The sequence below is a fragment of the Micromonospora sp. NPDC048868 genome (genome assembly GCF_043198195.1).
Lineage (GTDB): Bacteria > Actinomycetota > Actinomycetes > Mycobacteriales > Micromonosporaceae > Micromonospora > Micromonospora reichwaldensis.
In genome coordinates, this window is the sequence record NZ_JBICUN010000025.1 from 17,129 (window position 1) to 36,664 (window position 19,536).

General features: G+C 72.6%; 18 protein-coding genes. 10 read left to right on the forward strand and 8 right to left on the reverse strand.

Annotation, left to right across the window (positions count from 1 at the left end; all coding sequences use genetic code 11):
* The first annotated feature begins 448 nt into the window (after nucleotides 1-448).
* From rpmH to ACGFNF_RS27770, 9 genes are all read left to right on the forward strand, one after another.
* Nucleotides 449-586: a 50S ribosomal protein L34 gene (gene rpmH, locus ACGFNF_RS27730; protein ID WP_089002791.1), complete on the forward strand. Its 138-nt coding sequence runs from the start codon at nucleotides 449-451 to the stop codon at nucleotides 584-586.
* 36 nt (nucleotides 587-622) lie between these two features.
* On the forward strand, nucleotides 623-1,039 hold the full coding sequence (gene rnpA, locus ACGFNF_RS27735) for a ribonuclease P protein component (RefSeq protein WP_393171694.1): 417 nt from the start codon (nucleotides 623-625) through the stop codon (nucleotides 1,037-1,039).
* A gap of 44 nt (nucleotides 1,040-1,083) precedes the next feature.
* Complete coding sequence (yidD, locus tag ACGFNF_RS27740; RefSeq protein WP_207914193.1) at nucleotides 1,084-1,323, forward strand: membrane protein insertion efficiency factor YidD; 240 nt, start codon at nucleotides 1,084-1,086, stop codon at nucleotides 1,321-1,323.
* Nucleotides 1,324-1,326: 3 nt separating this feature from the next.
* Nucleotides 1,327-2,313: a membrane protein insertase YidC gene (yidC, locus tag ACGFNF_RS27745; protein WP_132235461.1), complete on the forward strand. Its 987-nt coding sequence runs from the start codon at nucleotides 1,327-1,329 to the stop codon at nucleotides 2,311-2,313.
* Between the two features lie 214 nt (nucleotides 2,314-2,527).
* Nucleotides 2,528-3,118 (forward strand): R3H domain-containing nucleic acid-binding protein, encoded by a 591-nt coding sequence (locus tag ACGFNF_RS27750; RefSeq protein WP_151452753.1) that lies wholly within the window; start codon nucleotides 2,528-2,530, stop codon nucleotides 3,116-3,118.
* Nucleotides 3,119-3,428: 310 nt separating this feature from the next.
* Entirely contained in the window at nucleotides 3,429-4,148 is a 720-nt protein-coding gene (gene rsmG, locus ACGFNF_RS27755; protein WP_393171697.1) for a 16S rRNA (guanine(527)-N(7))-methyltransferase RsmG, read from the forward strand.
* A gap of 277 nt (nucleotides 4,149-4,425) precedes the next feature.
* A complete protein-coding gene (locus ACGFNF_RS27760; RefSeq protein WP_393171699.1) occupies nucleotides 4,426-5,730 on the forward strand; it encodes an AAA family ATPase in 1,305 nt (434 codons plus the stop codon).
* Nucleotides 5,731-5,757: 27 nt separating this feature from the next.
* Nucleotides 5,758-6,819, forward strand: a complete 1,062-nt coding sequence (locus ACGFNF_RS27765) for a ParB/RepB/Spo0J family partition protein (RefSeq protein ID WP_393171701.1) — start codon at nucleotides 5,758-5,760, stop codon at nucleotides 6,817-6,819.
* Nucleotides 6,820-9,065: 2,246 nt separating this feature from the next.
* Nucleotides 9,066-9,578: a hypothetical protein gene (locus ACGFNF_RS27770; RefSeq protein WP_393171703.1), complete on the forward strand. Its 513-nt coding sequence runs from the start codon at nucleotides 9,066-9,068 to the stop codon at nucleotides 9,576-9,578.
* 185 nt (nucleotides 9,579-9,763) lie between these two features.
* Here ACGFNF_RS27770 and ACGFNF_RS27775 read toward each other — a convergent pair whose 3' ends face one another.
* Nucleotides 9,764-10,762 carry a D-alanine--D-alanine ligase gene (locus tag ACGFNF_RS27775; protein ID WP_393171705.1) on the reverse strand — a complete coding sequence of 333 codons (999 nt, stop codon included), beginning with the start codon at nucleotides 10,760-10,762 and terminating at the stop codon, nucleotides 9,764-9,766.
* A 7-nt stretch (nucleotides 10,763-10,769) separates the two neighbouring features.
* A complete protein-coding gene (locus tag ACGFNF_RS27780; protein WP_311409963.1) occupies nucleotides 10,770-12,083 on the reverse strand; it encodes a PLP-dependent aminotransferase family protein in 1,314 nt (437 codons plus the stop codon).
* A 294-nt stretch (nucleotides 12,084-12,377) separates the two neighbouring features.
* Between ACGFNF_RS27780 and ACGFNF_RS27785 the strand changes: the two genes are divergently transcribed.
* Nucleotides 12,378-13,043 (forward strand): GNAT family N-acetyltransferase, encoded by a 666-nt coding sequence (locus ACGFNF_RS27785; protein ID WP_132235474.1) that lies wholly within the window; start codon nucleotides 12,378-12,380, stop codon nucleotides 13,041-13,043.
* A gap of 58 nt (nucleotides 13,044-13,101) precedes the next feature.
* Here the strand turns inward: ACGFNF_RS27785 and ACGFNF_RS27790 are convergent, their stop codons facing one another.
* The 6 genes from ACGFNF_RS27790 to ACGFNF_RS27815 all read right to left on the reverse strand — a co-directional run bounded on the left by ACGFNF_RS27790 (nucleotide 13,102) and on the right by ACGFNF_RS27815 (nucleotide 19,460).
* On the reverse strand, nucleotides 13,102-14,265 hold the full coding sequence (locus ACGFNF_RS27790; RefSeq protein WP_357577069.1) for an N-acetylmuramoyl-L-alanine amidase: 1,164 nt from the start codon (nucleotides 14,263-14,265) through the stop codon (nucleotides 13,102-13,104).
* Between the two features lie 150 nt (nucleotides 14,266-14,415).
* Nucleotides 14,416-14,739 (reverse strand): thioredoxin, encoded by a 324-nt coding sequence (gene trxA / locus ACGFNF_RS27795; protein WP_151452747.1) that lies wholly within the window; start codon nucleotides 14,737-14,739, stop codon nucleotides 14,416-14,418.
* Nucleotides 14,740-14,771: 32 nt separating this feature from the next.
* Nucleotides 14,772-15,725, reverse strand: a complete 954-nt coding sequence (gene trxB, locus ACGFNF_RS27800; RefSeq protein WP_357580831.1) for a thioredoxin-disulfide reductase — start codon at nucleotides 15,723-15,725, stop codon at nucleotides 14,772-14,774.
* Between the two features lie 177 nt (nucleotides 15,726-15,902).
* Nucleotides 15,903-17,030 carry a hypothetical protein gene (locus ACGFNF_RS27805; RefSeq protein WP_393171708.1) on the reverse strand — a complete coding sequence of 376 codons (1,128 nt, stop codon included), beginning with the start codon at nucleotides 17,028-17,030 and terminating at the stop codon, nucleotides 15,903-15,905.
* A complete protein-coding gene (gene sigM / locus ACGFNF_RS27810) occupies nucleotides 17,027-17,812 on the reverse strand; it encodes an RNA polymerase sigma factor SigM (protein ID WP_393171710.1) in 786 nt (261 codons plus the stop codon). Before sigM ends, ACGFNF_RS27805 begins: the two co-directional genes overlap by 4 nt.
* A 43-nt stretch (nucleotides 17,813-17,855) precedes the next feature.
* On the reverse strand, nucleotides 17,856-19,460 hold the full coding sequence (locus ACGFNF_RS27815) for a protein kinase family protein (RefSeq protein WP_393171712.1): 1,605 nt from the start codon (nucleotides 19,458-19,460) through the stop codon (nucleotides 17,856-17,858).
* Between the last annotated feature and the right edge of the window lie 76 nt (nucleotides 19,461-19,536).

Sequence of the window (19,536 nt, forward strand, 5' to 3'; positions counted from 1 at the left end):
TGCCCCCTGCCTGAACGGGCGCTGAAGCGGGTTCACCGTGCCGAACGATTCACTACCTTGTCCGGTCTTGCCCGCCGGCGACGACCGGACCTTTCGACGCTGACCGCAATCGGGCACGGTAACAGCGTTGTCGGCGCGCCATCAACCGCCGACGCGCGGCGACCCTCGCCGACATCAGCGAAAACCGCCGCTCCGGCCGCCGGGAGGGCCCGGTGTCCGCCCTGCTGAGGGTGTTTGACGGTCGTTGCCGCCCTGCGTAGGCTGGAACGGCTGCTCTCTCGCCCTCTGCTAGGGTGTTAGGTGCTTGCTGTCCGCGGTCGCTTCCCCGCATCGCCGAGGTCCCGCGCCACCGGGCAGCACCGATCGGGGGCCACCGCCGAGGTGGCCTGGACCACCACACGATCCCGGCGACCCCTCGCCCGGGGCGTACGAAAACGGAGAGCCTGACGTGAGCAAGCGCACCTACCAGCCGAACAACCGCCGGCGCGCGAAGACCCACGGCTTCCGGCTGCGCATGCGCACCCGTGCCGGCCGCGCCATCCTGTCGACCCGTCGCTCCAAGGGCCGCGCCCGCCTGTCGGCCTGAGGCCGACCGGGGCAGGTCCGGGGGACGTGGGCAGTCGTGCTGGCGGCCGCACAGCGACTGCGGCGCAGCACTGACTTCGCCGCAGCGGTCCGCGGTGGTCGACGTGCCGGCCGTGGCGCGGTCGTCGTCCACCTGAGCCTGCCGACAACCCCCGACGCCGCGACAGCAACCTCGCCGGAGCCGGCGCGGAGCAGCGGTGCGGAGCAACCCTCCGCACCTGCCCGCGCCGGCTTCGTCGTGTCCAAGGCCGTCGGGAACGCCGTGGTCCGCAACCGGGTCCGGCGTCGCCTGCGGCACCTGGTCCGCGAGCGGCTGGCGGATCTGCCCGCGGGAAGCACCCTGGTCGTACGCGCGCAGCCCGCTGCGGCCGACGCCTCGTACCCGCGACTCGGCGCCGACCTGGACGCGGCGATCGTCGCCGCGAAGGCGCCCCGCGGGCGGCGGTCCCGGTGACCAGCGGACCGGCCGAGCCCCGGCCGACGACGATCGGTGCCCGGGTGCTGAGCGGGCCCGTCATCGCGTACCGTCGGTGGATAAGTCCGGCTCTGCCGGCCCGCTGTCGGTTCTACCCGTCGTGCAGTGCCTACGCCCTGGAGGCGGTGGCGGTGCACGGCGCGATCCGGGGAGCTGGCCTGACGGCCCGGCGGCTGTTGCGCTGCCACCCCTTTCACCCAGGTGGACACGACCCGGTGCCGAAGCCGGGCGGCCGCCGCCGCGCCGATGTGACTGGAGCCTGAGAATTGAGTCTCGACTGGATCTACTACGCGATTTCGTGGATCCTGCTGGTCTGGCACGGGGCCTGGGACTTCGTCGGGGTGCCGGATCCGGCGGTGATCGGCACCAACTGGGCCTGGATCCTCGCCATCATCTTCCTGGTGGTCACCGTCCGGGTGATCCTGTTCCCCGTCTTCGTCAAGCAGATCAAGTCGCAGCGGGCGATGCAGGCGCTCCAGCCACAGGTGAAGGCCCTGCAGGAGAAGCACAAGGGTGACCGGGAGACGCTCCAGAAAGAGATGATGGAGCTCTACCGGAAGGAAAAGGCCAACCCGCTCATGGGCTGCCTTCCGATGTTCCTCCAGATTCCCGTCTTCCTGGGCCTCTTCCACGTGCTCCGTCGGCTCAACCCGGACAAGAGCGAGGCCGGTAAGACCCTCTACGGCTGGACGATCAGCCAGTTCGAGAGCGCCTCGTCCGCGAAGCTCTTCACCGCCCCGATCGCCGGCAAGTTCGGCTCCACCGCCGAGGAGCTGACGCGGCTCGGCGCCAACGGCACCACCGTGAAGATCATCGCCGGAATCCTCGTCCTGGTGATGATGGGCACCACCTACCTCACCAGCCGTCAGATGATCCTGAAGACCGGCTGGGCCGAGGACCCGCAGCAGCGGATGATCCAGAAGCTGATGCTCTACGGCATCCCGCTGTCGCTGCTCATCTCCGGGGCCATCTTCCCCATCGGTGTGATCATCTACTGGGTCACCAACAACCTCTTCACCCTCGCGCAGCAGCAGTGGGTGCTGCGGAAGTTCCCGCCGCCGCCCACCGCCACCAGCAAGCCGGGCGCCTCGTCCCGCAACCCGGTGCAGCCGGCGAAGACGGGCGGCCTGCTGGGCCGCACCAAGTCGGCCCCCCCGGCCCCGGCCAAGCCGGTTGCGCCGAAGGTCGCCGGCCCCAAGCCGGGCGCCAAGCCGGTCAACCCGAAGAAGGGCCCCGCCAAGCGGCAGGGCTGAGAACGTCCGGGCCGCCGTCGGGAGACCGGCGGCGGCCCGTTCCGCACCGCGCAGCCGCCGTACGGCCGGCGCCGGGCGGAACCGCCGCGCGCGGCGCGGCCACGGGCGAAACTGCCCGTACGACAGACGTGCCCGTGGGCACCGGCGACCTCCCGCCGGCCCCGGGAAACCAGCGGACCCGACGGTCCGGCCGAGCGACTACGGAGATGAGACCGTGACCGACACCAGCACCCCCCGCGCCGACGAGTCCCTGGACGAGGAGGGGACCGAGCCGACCGCGGTGAACGGCGAGACCGAGGAGACCGACGAGGAGTCGGGCACCCGGGAGAAGAAGGCCGTCGGCGAGAGCGAGCTGTTCCGGCAGAGCGAGATCGCGGCCGACTACGTCGAGGGCCTGCTCGACATCCTCGACTACGACGGCGACATCGACGAGCTGGTCTCCGCCGGTCGTCCCGTCGTCGAGGTTGTCGGCGGCCGGCTGCAGAACCTCGTCGGCCAGCGCGGCGCCACCCTGGAGGCGCTCCAGGAGCTCGCCCGGCTGGCCGTCTTCCGGCAGACCGGCACCCCGAGCCGGCTGCTGCTCGACGTCGGCGGCTACCGGGCGACCCGCCGCAAGGAACTCGCCGCCGTCGCCAAGAACGCCGTGGAGAAGGTCAAGGAGCACGGCGAGCCCGTGCGCCTGGAGCCGATGTCCGCGTTCGAGCGCAAGTGCGTGCACGACGTGGTCAACGCGATGAGCGGCGTGGAGAGCGAGTCCGAGGGCGTCGAGCCGAACCGGCGCATCATCGTCCGGCCGGCGGACTGACCGGGTGACCCACGACGACACCACGGCCGGTGCCGTGGACGGCCCGGGTGGCACGCCGCCCGGGCCGTCGCCTGTCCGGCCCGAGCCGACCGTGACCCCGGACGCCGCGCCGTCGCCTGTCCGGCCCGAGCCGACGGCGACCCCGGACGCCGCGCCGTCGACCGACGCCTCCGATAGCGCCCTGTCCTCGGCCGTCGCCCCTGAGGGCGTCCTGTCAGCGACCGACACCTCCGAGGACGCCCCGTCTTCGGCCTTGACGGGGGAGGGCGCCCCGTCCTCGGCCGTAGCTGCGGAGGGCGCTTCTCCGGCCGTGGCGGTGCTGCCGCCGGCGTTGGCCGGTGCGGCGCGCACCCTCTTCGGCGACCGCCTCGACCTGGCCGCCGCGTACGCCGAACTGCTCGCCACCGACGGCGTGGTCCGCGGCCTGATCGGCCCGCGCGAGGCGCCCCGGATCTGGGATCGCCACCTGCTCAACTGCGCGGCGGTTGCCGAGCGCATCCCGGAGGGCGCGACGGTGCTCGACGTCGGTTCCGGGGCCGGGCTGCCCGGCCTGGTGCTGGCCATCGCGCGACCCGACCTGACGGTGACCCTGATCGAACCGCTCTCCCGGCGCACCTCCTTCCTCATCGAGGCGGTGCAGCACCTCGGGCTGGCCAAGATGGTTCGGGTGTTCCGGGGGCGCGCCGACGAGGCGGCGAGCGGGTCGACGGGCATCGGTCCGCTGAGCGGAGACGTGGTCACCGCGCGCGCCGTCGCACCGCTCGACCGGCTCTCGACGTGGTGCCTGCCGCTGGCCGTGCGCGGCGGTCGGCTGATTGCCCTCAAGGGGGCGTCCGCCGCGGAGGAGATCGCCGAGCACGCGCAGACCGTGGCCCGACTCGGTGGCGGTGAGCCCGAGGTGCACCGCTGCGGCGAGGGAGTGATCGACCCGCCGACGACGGTGGTGGAGATCGTGCGGGAGCGGATGGTCGGGCCGGCCCGCCCGAAGGCCGCGAAGAGCGCGCGTGGCGGCCGCTCCCGGCGGCGTTGAGTCCCTCTCGGACACCCGCGCGGGATGTCCGCCTACCGGCTTCCCGGCCGGCGGTTGCGTCGTTGAACCGGTACGGGTGGACGGAAGGATGAGAACCCGACGTGGACCGGCCGCGCCCGTGAGCCGTAGGCTGGCTGCGCGTCGATAGTGTGGAGCGGGCGGCAACGGACGTTCACCGGTCCCGCCGCTCCCGCCGGGCCGTACGCTCCGCGGTGCGATCGCGTACGGCCAGTTGACGGGGTGCGGACCGACCATCCGAAGCGGGCAGGGATGACAGGTGCATGACGACGGAAGGTACGACGATCCACGCGTGACGGGGCCGGCGGGCGACCCCGTTTCACGTGAAACCGACTACCCGAGCTGGTCGCCCGACGGGCCGACGGTCCGGCCCCCGGACCGGGACGAGGCCGTCCGGCCGGGCGGCGCCGAGCCGGTCGTGCCGGAGCCTCCGGCGACCCGCGCCGCGCCCGACGTGCCACGGGCCGGCAATTCGGCCGGCGGTCGGGTGGTGTCCGTTCGGCGCAACCCTTCGGCCTCGGCGCGGTTCGAGTCCGCCGTGCCACAGCAGCCCACCCCGGACTCCGTGCCGGACGCGACTCCCGAACCCGTTCCCGTCACCGACCCGTTCGCGCCCCCGGCCGGCTCCCCCGGAGCCGCAGTCGCCGAGGCCGCGTACGTTTCACGTGAAACCCCGACGCGCGAAGAGGATGACCCACCGTTGGCTATGGAGGCGATGCGCGCCGTGCAGATCCTTAATCCGAGTGGCGAGGTGACGATGCCTCGTCCGGAGCGGACCCGGGTCATGTGCGTCGCGAACCAGAAGGGCGGCGTGGGAAAGACCACGACCACGGTCAACCTTGCGGTGGCGCTAGCCCTGCACGGCAACCGGGTGCTGGTGGTCGACCTGGACCCGCAAGGGAACGCCTCCACCGGGCTGAACGTCCCGCACCACACCGGTGTGCCGGACGTCTACGACTGCCTCATCAACAGCGTGCCGCTGGAGGAGGTCGCCCAGGGCGTCGAGGGGATCCCCAACCTCTGGTGCGTACCGGCGACGATCGACCTCGCCGGCGCGGAGATCGAGCTGGTGTCGGTGGTGGCCCGCGAGTCCCGGCTGGCCCGGGCGATCGCCGCCTACCCCGGCCACTTCGACTACGTCTTCATCGACTGCCCGCCCTCGCTCGGCCTGCTCACGGTCAACGCGCTCGTGGCCGCGCAGGAGGTGCTCATTCCGATCCAGTGCGAGTACTACGCGCTGGAGGGGCTGAACCAGCTGATCAACAACATCAACCTGGTGCGCCAGCACCTGAACCCGAAGCTCGATGTCTCCACCATCCTGCTCACCATGTACGACCGGCGCACCCGGCTGGCCGACGCCGTCGAGCAGGACGTGCGAAACCACTTCGGCGACAAGGTGCTCCAGGCGGTCATCCCCCGCAACGTCCGCGTCTCGGAGGCACCCAGCTACGGCCAGTCGGTGATGACCTACGATCCGGGATCGCGGGGGGCGACGAGCTACTTCGAAGCCGCCCAGGAGATCGCCGAGCGTGGCGTCAAGGAGCCGGTGGGCCGGAATGCGTAATGCGGAACAGTCGCTGGGAGGCGTGGCATGAAGAACCGTCCTCGGGGCGGTCTGGGACGAGGCCTGGGGGCGCTCATCCCGACCGGGCCGGCGCCGACCGCCGTAGTCGAGCCGACCACCGCAGAGGAGTCGCCAGCTCCCGTGGAGGCGGCTGCTGACACTGCCGCGGCTGCGCCGGCGGGACAGATGCCGACCGGCCCGGTACCGGCCGCGGCGATTTCACCTGTGGTGGCACAGCCCGAGCCGCAGCCCGAGCTCAGCCCGGTGCCGGGTGCCCGGTTCGCCGAGATCCCGGTCGACGCCATCGTGCCGAACCCGAAGCAGCCGCGCCAGGTCTTCGACGAGGACGCCCTGGAGGAGCTGAAGACCTCCATCCAGGAGGTCGGCTTCCTCCAGCCGATCGTCGTACGACAGCTCGACGACGAGAAGTACGAGCTGGTCATGGGTGAGCGGCGCTGGCGAGCCGCGCAGGCCGTCGGGCGGGAGAACATCCCGGCGATCGTCCGGGACACCCACGACGACGCCATGCTCCGGGACGCGTTGCTGGAGAACATCCATCGGGCGAACCTGAACCCGCTGGAGGAGGCGGCCGCGTACCAGCAACTGCTGGACGAGTTCGGCGCCACCCACGAGGAACTCGCCCGGCGCATCGGGCGGAGCCGACCGCAGATTTCGAACACCATCCGGCTGCTCAATCTGCCCGCGCAGGTCCAGACCCGGGTCGCCGCAGGCATCCTCTCCGCCGGGCACGCCCGTGCGCTGCTGAGCCTCGACGAGGCCGAGGCACAGGAGCAGCTCGCGCGCCGGATCGTCGCCGAGGGGATCTCGGTCCGTGCGACCGAGGAGATCGTCGCACTGGCCCTGAGCGACGGTACGAGCAAGAAGGAGACGGCCAAGCGTCGTCCGAAGCCGCACGCTCCCGCCCTGACGGATCTGGCCGACCGCCTCTCCGACCGGTTCGACACCCGCGTGAAGGTGGACATCGGTCGGAGCAAGGGCAAGATCACCATCGAGTTCGCGACGGTCGACGACCTGGAGCGGATCGTCGGCCTCATCGGCGTCGGCCAGGAGGAGGAGCCGGAGGCCTGACCTCGATCGGCGGTCCTGTCGGGACGACGCCGCGTTGCGCGACGGGGCTCGGCTTCACGGCCGGGCCCCGCGTCGTTGCGGATGGCACCACTGCCGGCCGCGTGATCCCGGATCACGCGGCCGTTGCATGCGCTGCGGCTGACGAGATGCCGTTGCCGCCCCGCAGCGCGTTCAGGAGATCCGGGCGGGCGACGGCGTTTCACGTGAAACTCGGGATCGGGTCAGGACGGCTTCTTCAGTCGGCTCGACGGTTTCACGTGAAACGGGCCGGGCCTGCGATCCGCGAAGCGGTGGGCAGGTCGGTGCCGGAGCCTCCCCATTCGGCCCTGCTTCCCAGTCAAACCTCGACCGGCTGGTTGGCAACGGACGAAGGCGGAGCTCTGAGCCCGGACTCTGATAGCCCGGAGGCGCCTTGGCTGGGTTCAGGCCAGCCGCGCCCCTCGGTGACTGCGAACCGGTAGCGGAAAGCCGCCAAGGGAGACGCAGCCGCGTCAGCGGCGGCCCTCGGTGCCTGTTGCCGACGCTCAGCCCGTGCTGAGGGCCTCAGCGCTGCCGATCGGTACCCAGCCACAGGGCTGGGCCACTCGACGGGCGGCTCAGCGCCGCGAGAGGCCGGGGGCCCGCTCGCGTCGCTACCAAGACCGGCGCACGGCTACCCCGCTGACACGGGAAGAACGCCCGATGCCTCGCGTCGCCGATGGCCCTGCTACTGGGTGGCCCGGCTTTCCTGGCCGTTCCAGTTCTCCTGACCGTCTGGTCCTCCTGGCCGCTCTGGCTCTCCTGGCCGCTCTGGTCCTCTTGGGGGTTCTGGTCGTTCTGATAGTTCCGGTTGTCCCCGACCATTGCGGCAGTTTCGATGCGGGTGGGGTCCCTCCAACCCACCTCTCACCGGGCCACGCTCATCGGGTCGGCCAGCACCTGCGGCGGGCCGCAGGTGCGGAGTACCTCCGGCCGGCCACCGGCTTGTCCTGGCCATTCCATTGCTGGCCTATCTCGATGCCAGGCCGGCCACGGGCTGCGTACCCGCACCGCCACCGTTGTCTCAGCGGTTCAGGATTCTCGGTCTCCCGGCCTCTCCGCTCTTCCCGCCCGCCCGCCCGCCCGCCCGCCCGCTCGGCGGCCGGACGCGTCCTGCGTCGAGTGTCAGCCGGCGCCACCTACGAGGCCACGGCAACTGCGAGGCCACGGCAACTGCGAGCCCGCGTGGGCGGACGCTGCCGCTGTCCACCCGGTTCGGATCAACGCTCGGCGGTTGCTGCGTGGCCGATCAGCACCGGCCCGTTCCTGCATCTGCCCGCTTACCTCCTCGCTCCCAGGCTTTCTCCCGACAGGCTGCACGCGCTGCCGCCCGGCCGCACCGGCCCGGCCGCACCGGCCCGGCCGCGAATGAGCAACCGGTCCTGGCGTTCGTTGAACGCATCGGGCCATTGCCGCTCGGTGCCTTCGCCGCAACACGCCGGCCCGTGCCTTCCGCTCACCTGCCGCCCTGCGCCGGGGTAGGTCCATGGCGGCGCGACACTGCCCGGAACCCGGTGGCTGCGGCTGCGGAAGCGGTGGACCGCTCGCGGTGGTTCGCGCGGAGCCGACCTGAGTTAGCAGAGACAAGATCCCGAATGCCACGACGATGCCCGACCACGACCATGCCGGCCATAGGGACGTCGACCACGGCGATGCCGACCACGGCGCTCAGCGGCAGCGGACGAGCGATGACGGAACCCGCCCGGCGTGCCTCCGTTTCACGTGGAACCGACGACTCCACCCCGGCGAAGGATCCGCGATCGCGCCCGAAAGTTATCCACAGCAGTTATCCACAGGCCACCCCGTTTCACGTGAAACCCCGCGTGAAACGGGGTGGCAGCCTGTGGATGACGGCGTGTGTCCGGCGTCTCATCAACCCGTGGGCGCCTGTGGATACCTGTGGACAGAGCCGCTCTCGGTTCTGCCGTCATGGTCGGACTGGGGCCGTCCGGCTGGTCGTTCGGGTAGGGACAGCGGTGCCGAGACCGGTTAGTGTCAGCGTCGTGCACGACACCCCTCCCTCCGTTCCGGACTTCACCCAGTGGCCGTCCTTTCCCTTCGAGGGCGACCTTCGTGTCAAGCAACTCGATGACCCGGTCCCGGTCGAGCCGCCGCGCAAGGGCGAGGGGAACCGGGAATGCACCGCCTGTAATGCCCCCGACGACGCCTACATCTGGGTGGGTGAGCGATGGCGGGTACGCGCCATGGACCGCCCTACCGGACTCCCGATGGTGCTGATCCTGGAATCCCGCTCGCATCTCGACCTCGGCGACCTGCCGAATCTGCTCGCCGCCGAACTGGGGGTGATGACCGTACGGCTGGAGCGGGCCATTCGGTCCCTCGACGGGGTCGCCCGGGTGCACGTCAACCGCTGGGGCGACGGCTCGGCGCACCTGCACATGTGGTTCCTGGCGCGGCCCTACGGGCAGCTCCAGTTGCGGGGGACCTTCCTCTCCCTGTGGGACTCCATCCTGCCGCCCATCTCCGAGGCGCGGTGGCGGGAGAATCTCGCCATGGTTGCCGCCTGGCTGGCGGAGTTCGGGGGCCGACCGCTGGCGGAGCCACCGCGCATCCAGTGGCAGGCCCCGTCCAGCTTCACCGGGCAGCCCCCGGCGGAAGACGCTCCGACGGAGGGCGAGGCGGTGTCCGTGATCGAGTCCGCCGAGGAGACGCCGCCGGCGCAGGAGCCGGAGGGCGAGGCGCCCGCCACGGACGCCGGACGGTCGGGCAGCCAGACGTAGGACGGGGGCGGCCACCCGAGGAAGTACCTCCGGGTGGCCGCGCAGCGGACAGCCTGGCCAGCGCGGCGAGCCAGGTGGCCACCGCCAGTCCGGCCAGCGAGGCGGCGGACCGGACGAGGCGACGGCTGGCGGCGGCACCTCAGCGCCGAACCCCCGCCCGGAAGGTGGGCCGGTGGACCGGTCGGTCAGGGGTGCCGGGCTGCGGCGCGGGCCACCAGCGTGCCGACCATCCTGCCGAAATCGAGACCGGCGGCCTGGACCGCGAGCGGCAGCAGGGAGGTTTCGGTCATCCCCGGCGAGACGTTGACCTCCAGCACGTGCGGCTGGCCGGCTGAGTCCACGATCAGGTCGACGCGGCTCAGGTCGCGCAGCCCCAGCGCGGTGTGCGCGGCCAGCGCGACGTCGGCGACCGCACCGGCCACCGCCGGCTCCAGCCGGGCGGGGGTGTGCCAGGTCGTCCGGCCGGCGGTGTAGCGGGCGGCGTAGTCGTACACCCCGTTGCGGGGCACGATCTCCACTGGAGGCAGGGCGCGCGGCCCGTCGCCCAGGTCGACCACCGAGACCGCCACGTCCATGCCGGGCACGTACCGCTCGACCAGCGCCGTGGGGTCGTACGCGAAGCAGCCGACCATCGCGGCCGGCAGCGACGCGGCGTCCCGGACCACGGCGGCGCCCAGCCCTGAACCGCCCTGGGCGGGCTTCACCATGAGCGGCAGCCCCAGCCGCTCGACGATCCGGTCCAGCACCGCCACGGCGCCCAGCTCGGAGAACCGGTCGTGCGGGAGGGCGACCCAGTCCGGGGTCGGGATGCCCGCCTCGCGGAGCACCGCCTTGGCCGAGGGCTTGTCCCAGGCGAGCCGGGACGCGCGGGCGTCGCACCCCACGTACGGGACGCCGCAGAGGTCGAGCACGCCACGCAGCGAGCCGTCCTCGCCGGTGGCGCCGTGCAGGGCGATCACGACGGCGTCCGGCGGGTCGGCGCTCAGGGCCGGCAGCAGCGCCACGTCGGCGTCCCGCAGCTCGGCGTCCATCCCAACCGCGCGCAGCGCGTCGAGCACCCGGCGTCCGGACCGCAGCGAGACGTCACGTTCGTAGGAGAGCCCGCCGGCGAGCACCAGCACCCGCAGGTCGGCGGTGACGGCGGAGTCGGTCACGACGGAACGGTCGGCAGCGGTGGGAACCATGCCGGAATCATGCCAAGTCGGGTCCCGGCGTGTCCGCGCCGGCCTGCCCGCGCCGCGTGCCGGGGCGGCCGACCGCGCCGAACACCCGCCGCGTGGCGATGTCCTGCTCCATCACGCCGGCCAGCCGGCGCACACCTTCGCGGATCCGCTCCGGGGACGGGAACGAGAAGTTGAGCCGCATGTTGCCGCTGCCGGTGCCGTCGGCGTAGAAGCCGGTGCCCGGGACGTACGCCACCCGGGCGGCGATGGCCCGCGGCATCATCGCCTTGGAGTCGAGGCCGTCGGGCAGGGTCGCCCAGACGAAGAGGCCGCCGCCCGGCGTCGTCCAGGTCGTGCCGGCGGGCATCAGGTCGTCCAGCGCGGCGAGCATCGCGTCGCGCCGTTCCCGGTAGACCTCGCGGTAGACCTTGAGCTGCTCCCGCCAGGGCATGGTGCCGAGGTAGGTGGAGACGGCGGCCTGCGCGTAGCCGCTCGGGCAGAGGATCTGCGCCTCGCTGGCGATGACGAGCTTGTCACGGACGGCGTGCGGCGCGAGGATCCAGCCGACCCGCAGGCCCGGGGCGAAGGTCTTCGAGAAGGTGCTGAGGTAGAAGACCCCGTCGCGGCGCCGCGCGCGCAGCGGCGCCGGCGCGTCCCCCTCGAAACCCAGCTGACCGTACGGGTCGTCCTCGACCACAAGCAGACCGGCGCGCTCGCAGATGTCGAGCACCCGCTCCCGCCGCTGCTCGGTCAGCGTCACGCCTGTCGGGTTCTGGTAGGTCGGGATGGTGTAGAGGAACTTCACCCGCCGGCCGGCGCGCGCCTGCTCGGCGATGGCCGCCTCCAGCGCCTCCGGGATCAGCCCGTCGTCGTCCATCGGCACGTGCACGACCTGCGCCTGGGCAGCCTGGAACACTCCGAGCGCGCCGACGTAGGTCGGGCCCTCGGCGAGCACCACGTCCCCGGGGTCGAGGAAGAGCCGGGCCACCAGGTCGAGGGCCTGCTGCCCGCCCACGGTGACCACCACGTCGTCCGGGGAGGCGCCGCAGGCGGCGTCGATGCCGGAGAGCGCCATCACCTCGCAGATCCGTTCGCGCAGTTCCAGGGTGCCCTGGCCGATGCCGTACTGGAGGGTGGTGGCGCCGTGTTCGGCGCCGAGCCGGCCGAGCATCTCGCCGACCGCGTCGAGCGGCAGCGCCGCGATGTAGGGGGCGCCACCGGCGAGCGAGACCACCTCCGGCCGACTGGCCACCGCGAAGAGCGCGCGGATCTCCGAGGCGGTCATGCCCCGTACGCGGCGGGCGTACCGGTCGGTGTAGTCGTCGAGCGTCGTGCCGGTCATGACATCACCTCGATGGCTGCTCGGGTGGCTCCCGCCCCGGGGTACCCGGGGCACCTGCGACCATGGCGACGCGGGGCGCCGAGTGTCGATCCTAGTCGCCGTCTGCCAGGGGTGTAACCGCTAAGTGACCGGCGTCCACATCGCGGACCCCGGCCGGCGCCCCGGAAGGAGAGGCATTCGCGCGTCCCCTCCCGCAGCGTCCGTTTGCGGCGTACGATCGCTCGTCGGGGGCAGGTAGGCGGTGTCGTCGTTCCGTGCCGGTCTCACCTCCGAGCCTAATGTGGGGATACACCAATGTCGCGACGTCTGGTCAGCTTGACCCTCGACACCCTGGAGGACCTGCCCCGCCCGTGCCGGCAGTGCGTCTACTGGGAGCTTGATCCGGTCTCGGCGGACCGGGCCTGTGCCGCGGGCGACCCGGGGCTGGAGAAGGAGGCCTGGGTCTCGCAGACGCTGCTGGAGTGGGGCTCCTGCGGCAAGCTCGTCTACGTCGACGGCATGCCGGCCGGCTTCGTCCTGTACGCCCCGCCGGCCTACGTGCCCCGCTCGATGGCCTTCCCCACCTCCCCGGTCTCCGCCGACGCCGCGCTGCTGATGACGGCCAACGTGGTGCCCGCCTTCGCCGGCGGCGGGCTGGGCCGGATGCTGGTCCAGGGCGTCGCCCGGGACCTCACCAAGCGCGGCATCAAGGCGATCGAGGCCTTCGGCGACGCCAAGTTCGGCGACGCGGCCGACCCCGCCGGTGCCTGCGTCGCCCCGGCCGACTTCTTCCTCTCCGTGGGCTTCAAGACGGTCCGCCCACACCCGCGCTTCCCCCGTCTGCGGCTGGAGTTGCGTACCGCGTTGAGCTGGAAGTCCGACGTCGAGTACGCGCTGGAGAAGCTGCTCGGCTCGATGAGCCCCGAGACGCTGCTCCGCCCGGTCCGTCCGGCCCCGGCCACCCGCTCGACCGCCGGCTGATCTGACGCCGGCGCGTCCGGCCCCGGCGGCGGAGCCCGGTCGGGAGTCGGCAGGCGGCTCAGTCGACGACCGTGCCGGCGGCCACCACCGCCCGCAGCGCGCTCACGTCGATCGAGCCGGTGGGGACGTCGCGTTCGACGGGGAAGTACATGCGCTGCACGGCGGCGACGACGGCCTCCACCACCCTGTCCCGGAACCGGGGGTCGACCAGTCGGGCCCGGTCGGTGGGCGAGGTGAGGTAGCCGACCTCGACGCGTACGGCCGGCATCCGGGTCAGCCGGAGCAGGTCCCAGGCCTTCGCGTGCGTACGGCAGTCGCGCAGCCCGGTGCGGGCGACGATCTCCCGCTGCACCAGCCCGGCCAGCCGCTCCCCGGTCGCCGAGGTCACCCCGTTGTCGGTGCCGTAGTGGTAGGTCGCCACCCCCTCGGCCGCCGGGTTGACGTGCTCGTCGACGTGCAGCGAGATGAACACGTCGGCGCCGAGCGAGTTGGCCAGCTCCGCCCGGTCGACGTCCGGCAGGCAGTCCTCCTGGGCCGGCCCACGGGTGAGCTGCACCCGGACGCCGGCGGCGGCGAGCCTGCCCTCCAACCGGCTGGCCAGGTCGTACACGAGGTCCGTCTCGGTCCACCGCAGCGACCCGTCCGGCACCACCACCCCCGGGTCGGTGCCCCCGTGCCCGGGGTCGATGACGACGGTCCGGCCCACCAGCGCCGGGCCGGACTGCCGGATGGCGTCGGACTCGCGCAGCCACTGCGGCCGCCCGCCGACGACCTTGCGGCCGAGCCTGCGCAGCGCGTTCATGGTGTGCGGACCGCACGAGCCGTCGGGCGTCAGCCCGACCTCGCGCTGGAACTGAGCGACCGCCCGGGAGGTCCGTACGCCGTAGATGGCGTCCGCGCGCCCGACGTCGTACCCCATCTCCAGCAGCCGCTCCTGGAGCGAGCGGACGTCCTCACCGGTGAGCGGCTCCGGGACCGCGTGGTAGAGCGTGCGGGCGCCCAGCCGCCAGCGGGCGGCGTCCAGGGCCCGCCAGGTCTCCGCACCGACCCGGCCGTCCACGCTGAGCCCACGCGACTGCTGGAAGGCCCGCACGGCCCGTTCGGTGTGCGTGTCGAACTCGTCGGCGCCCGGTGCCGTCGAAACGAGCAGGTCGAGGCCGGTCAGCACCGTACGGATCTCGGTCACCGCGGGTCCACGGTCACCGGGTCGGATCGGACGCACGCACGACCCCCTCTGCACGGACGGTTGCTGGCCGGGCGGCCCCCGCTTGAGGCTATGCGTTCCGGGGGCTCCGGGTGCCCCACGTCGGGAAAAACGCGTCGACCCCGTGCCCGGCGGACCGGGTACGGGGTCGACGCGCGTCGGTGCTGCTCAGAGCGCCGATTCGATGAGCCTGACGAGCTCGCCCTTCGGCTTGGCGCCGGCGATCGACTGCACCGGCTCGCCGTTCTTGAAGACGGTGAGGGTGGGGACCGACATCACCCGGTAGGTGCGGGCGGTCTCCGGGTTCTCGTCGATGTTGAGCTTGACGATGGTGACCTGGTCGCCCATCTCGCCGGCGATCTCCTCGAGCAGCGGCGACACCTTGCGGCACGGGCCGCACCACTCGGCCCAGAAGTCCACCAGAACCGGCTTGTCGGACTTCAGCACGTCGGCGGCGAAACTAGCGTCGGTGACCGACTTCGTTGCTCCCACTATGACCCTCCTCCGGGATGTGTTTCGGTTGTTCAGCCCTGCAGCGTGGCGATGAAGCGCTCGGCGTCCAGCGCGGCGGCGCAGCCGGTGCCCGCGGCGGTGATCGCCTGCCGGTACGTGTGGTCCACCAGGTCGCCGGCGGCGAAGACGCCGGGCACGCTGGTCCGGGTGCTGGGCGCCTGGACCTTCACGTAGCCCTCGTCGTCGAGCTCCACCTGCCCCCGGAAGAGCTCGCTGCGCGGGTCGTGACCGATGGCCACGAAGACGCCGGTGACGTCGAGGACCTTGGACTCGCCGGTGTGCGTGTTGCGTACCCGCACCCCGGAGACCTTGCCGTCGTCGCCGAGGATCTCCTCGACCGTGGTGTTCCACTCGACCTTGATCTTGTCGTTGCTCAGTGCCCGCTCGGCCATGATCTTGCTGGCCCGGAAGGAGTCCCGGCGGTGGATGATGGTGACCGATTCGGCGAACCGGGTGAGGAAGCTGGCCTCCTCCATCGCCGAGTCACCGCCGCCCACGACCACGATGTGCTGGTTGCGGAAGAAGAAGCCGTCACAGGTCGCGCAGGACGAGACGCCGTGGCCCAGGTACTCCTGCTCGCCGGGCACGCCGAGCGGACGCCACGCGGAGCCGGTGGAGAGGATGACCGCCCTGGCCCGGTACGCGGTCTGGCCCACCCAGACGGTGCTGACGGCGTCGGAACCCACGCTGCCGGTGTCCTTCAGCTCGACCCGCGTCACGTCGTCGGTGAGGAACTCCGCGCCGAACCGCTCGGCCTGCTTGCGCATGTTGTCCATCAGCTCGGGGCCGAGGATGCCGTCGGCGAAACCGGGGAAGTTCTCCACCTCGGTGGTGGTCATCAGCGCGCCGCCGGACTGCACGCCCTCGATGATGAGCGGCTTGAGGTTGGCGCGCGCCGCGTAGACCGCCGCCGTGTAACCGGCTGGCCCGGAGCCGATGATGATCAGGTTGCGGACCTCGTCCACTGCCGTCTCCCGATTGTGTTGTTCGCCATCGGCGCGCACCGATGCCGATCCGATGCCGACGCCGCTCGGTGCCGGCACTTCGATGTGCAGAACGTCATCGTACGAACCGGGGATTCCCGAGCCGGTCATCCGGTGGGTCAGGTCACGTGGACGGCCAAACGGCCGGTGACCGCGAATTCACCCTACCCGCGTGCGGTAGCGGCTGTCCGAGCCGGACCCGGGCACACCGCATTCCGGCCCGCTCGCCCAGGCCCAGTGCGCTCCCGTGGCGTCGGTGAAGCGCACGATCAGCGCCGGGCGGCCCTGGAACCGGGCGTAGTCGACCACGTCGACCACCAGCGGACCGTTGCCGTGCTCGGCCTTGATCTCGCCGATGCAGGCACCCAGCGCGGCGGGGTCGGTGAGCCGGTCGAGCCCGGTGACGGAGCCGGGCAGCCGCCCGCCCTCCGCCTGGACGCCGGGCTGCTCTCCGGGCGGGCCGCCGGTGAACGGCCGTGCCTTCGGCGACGACGGAAGGGCGGCCAGGGACTCCGGCGTGTAGTCCGTTCCGCTGCGTACCGACGGCTCGCCGGCGATCCGGAAGGGCGTGGCGGCGGGGGCGGCGCCCTCACGGTTCGTCGCGGGCAACGCCGTGTCCGCGGCCCCGCCCGTCTGCTGGTCCCTGGTGAGTTGGTCGACGCCGAGCCCGACCGCCGCGATCGACACGGCGGCCAGCGCGACCGGCCCGGCCAGCCGGGTCCAGCGGCGCCGTCGTCGGCCGGGCCCGGTGGCCCCGCCGCGGCCCGGCTCCGACCGGGGTACGCCGGCAGGACGTCTCCCGGACCCGCCGAGCGGCTGTGCCGGTACCGCCCCGATGCCCGTTCTGACCGTAGGTTGCCCCTCCGCCGGCCGTTCCCCGGCGGACGTCGCGTCGTCCCCAGCCCTCCGGCCGCCCGGCTCGGCCCGGCCCGGCCCCGAACGGTCCGGCTCGGATCGGCCCGGCCCGGCGGAGTCCGCAGTGGCGGGGCCGGACGCGGTGCCGAGGCCGGACGCGGTGGCGGGGTCGGACGCCGTGGCGTGGGCCAGGGCGGCAACGATCCGGTCGGTGACGTCGGCCGGCATCTCGGGCGCGGACGCGCCCCAGGTGGCCAGGTCCGCGTGGACGTCCGCCACGGCCGGGGCCAGCAGCGCGTACGCCTGCGCCCAGTCGGGGTCCTCGTCGACCAGTCGGGCGACGAGATCCTCGTCCGGGGTGCCGTCCAGCGCCCCGCCGAGGTAGTCGGCGAGCAGGTCGTGGTCGACCTCCCTGTACCCCCCGGCAGTCACGCGTCCTCCTGGTGGAGATCCCGCCGGGACCGTCCCGACCCCGATCGGACGCCCTCGGGCGACCGGGGGTTCCCTCGGGTGACGGCCGGCACGTTCGGGCCCGTCGCCGGGGCCGGCTCCGCCCGCTGCGGGGTGGTCTGCGGCTCCGGCTTCTGCCTGGTGGGGCGCAGATGTCCGAGCTGTGTCGCCAGGCGGGCCCGGCCCCGGGCGCACCGGCTCTTGACCGTCCCCTCGGCCACGTCGAGGATCCGGGCCACCTCGGCCACGGGGTAGCCCTGCACGTCGACCAGGATCAGCGCCGCCCGCTGCTCGGCCGGCAGCTCGGCGAGCGCCTGCCGGACCACGAGCGCCGTGTCGTGGTCCTGCACGGGTGCCGCCGGCTCGACGCCCCCGGTGCCGGAGTCCGTGTCCCGGACGCCGTCCGGCAGCGGCACCGTCGGGTGCGCCTGGCGGCGGCGGATCCGGTCCAGGCACGCGTTCACCACGATCCGGTGCAGCCAGGTGGTGACCGCCGAGTCGCCCCGGAACCGCCCGGCGGCGCGGTGGGCGGAGAGCAGGGCGTCCTGGAGGGCGTCGGCGGCCTCCTCGCGGTCGCCGAGCGTGCGCAGGGCCACCGCCCAGAGCCGGTCCCGGTGCCGGTGGAAGAGCTCGGCGAAGGCGTGCGGGTCGCCGGCCACGTGGGCGTGCAGGAGGTCGAGGTCCGCTGGCCCGGACGGCGGCACCGACGACGAGACCGGCGGACCCGCCGGTCCACCGGTCACCCGTTCCCCGCGTACGCCCATCACCACGTCCGGCGGATGCGGTGCCCGGAGCGCGGTGGCCGCCTCACGACCCCTGGACCGTGATCTCCTGGACGCCGAGCTTGTAGCCGCCGTCGCTCGACGGCAGCTCGGTGATCCAGAACAGCAGGTAGCGGTACTTCTGGTCGGCGTTGAAGCCGTTGAAGGTCATCTTGGTGCCCTCGTGCTCCTCGAACGGCTGCCCGATCGCGGTCTTCTTGTAGTCCGCGAAGAGCTGGGCGTCACCGGAGGACGACGACGGCCGGTCGGTGGTGCCGGCGTAGAGCTGGGCGGAGGCGCCCCGGGCGGACAGGAGCACCTGCACGGACTTGACCGTGTGCTCGCCGCCGAGGTCGATCCAGACACCCATGCCCTTCTTGAGGTTGCCGAAGTTGGCGCGGCCCCGGTAGGTCTGGGTCTCCCAGCCCTCGTCCTCGTCCCCGTCGTACACCTTGTCGGCGTTGCGGACCTCGGTCCGGTCGCCCTCCGGGTCGATGATCCGGGCGGTGCTGATCTTCAGCGGCCCGGCCGTGATGGCGGCCGGGGTGGCGTCGCCGGCGGGCGCGTTCGACGAGGGCGCCGCGACCGGGTTGGTCTGTGGGTCGTCGTCACCGCCGCCCAGGGCGGTGATGCCGATCAGCAGGCCGACGAGGGCGACCGCCAGCAGGCTGGCGATGCCGATCGCGACCTTGCGTCCGCCGGCGGCGGCGAGCGGCGACGGCTCCTCGCCGGTGTCGGCCGCGAAGCGCAGCGGGCCGGCGCTGTCGAGGAACTGCTCGTCGGCCGGCACGTCCAGCCGGGCCAGCTCGGCCGCGAGCACGTCCGACGAGGGCGGCTCGATCTCGGCGTCGAGCAGGTCCATGGTGAGGTCGTCGAGGTACGCCGGCACGCCCGCCCGCACCTGCCGGGGGGCGGCGAGCGCGCCGCCCGCGTCGCGTACGGCGTCGGGGATGGCGGCCCGGCCGTGGCCGGCGGTGGCGCCACGCAGCGGGGCCTCGGCGTGCGGCCAGTGCCCGGTCAGGGCGAAGTAGAGGACCCCGCCGATCGCGCGGACGTCGCTCTGCTGGCTGTCGGCGCCGTCGGTGCGCGCGTCGGCCAGCACCACCCGGCCGTCGTCACTGATCATCACCGTGCCGGGGTGGACGTTGCCGTGCACCATGCCGGTGGCGTGCACGGCGGCGAGGGCGCTGGCGACCGCGTTGCCGATGGTGGTGGCGCGCGCCGGGTCCAGTGGCCCGTCGGTGACCAGCTCGCGCAGCGACTGCCCGTCGACCCACTCCCGCACCACGTACGCCCGCTCGGCCTCGTCGATCGCGTCGTAGACGCCGACCAGGTTGGGGTGGATGACGCGGCTGGCCGCGACGGCGCCCTGGAGCATCTCGGTGGCCGAGTCGCCACCCGGGTAGCGCAGCACGACCGCGACGGGACGGCGCAGGATGACGTCGACCCCGCGCCAGACCAGCCGACCCGCGCTGTCGTTGTTGATGTGCTCGACCAGCTCGTAACGCTCGGCGAGGATTTCACCGGCCGTGGGAGCACCGAAGGTCATGACCTGAGGAGCGCTCTCCTCCGCCTCCTGACCTTCGCCGACCTGGGTCACCCGTCCTCCCTCGGTGATCGTGTCGATCGATGGACCCGCGCTGCTGGGCATGTGGCTTCCCGCTCTGCCTTCGAAGGAACCGGCCGACCGGTGTCGACGCGGAGCGTCGGCGCCTGCCGTACCCGTC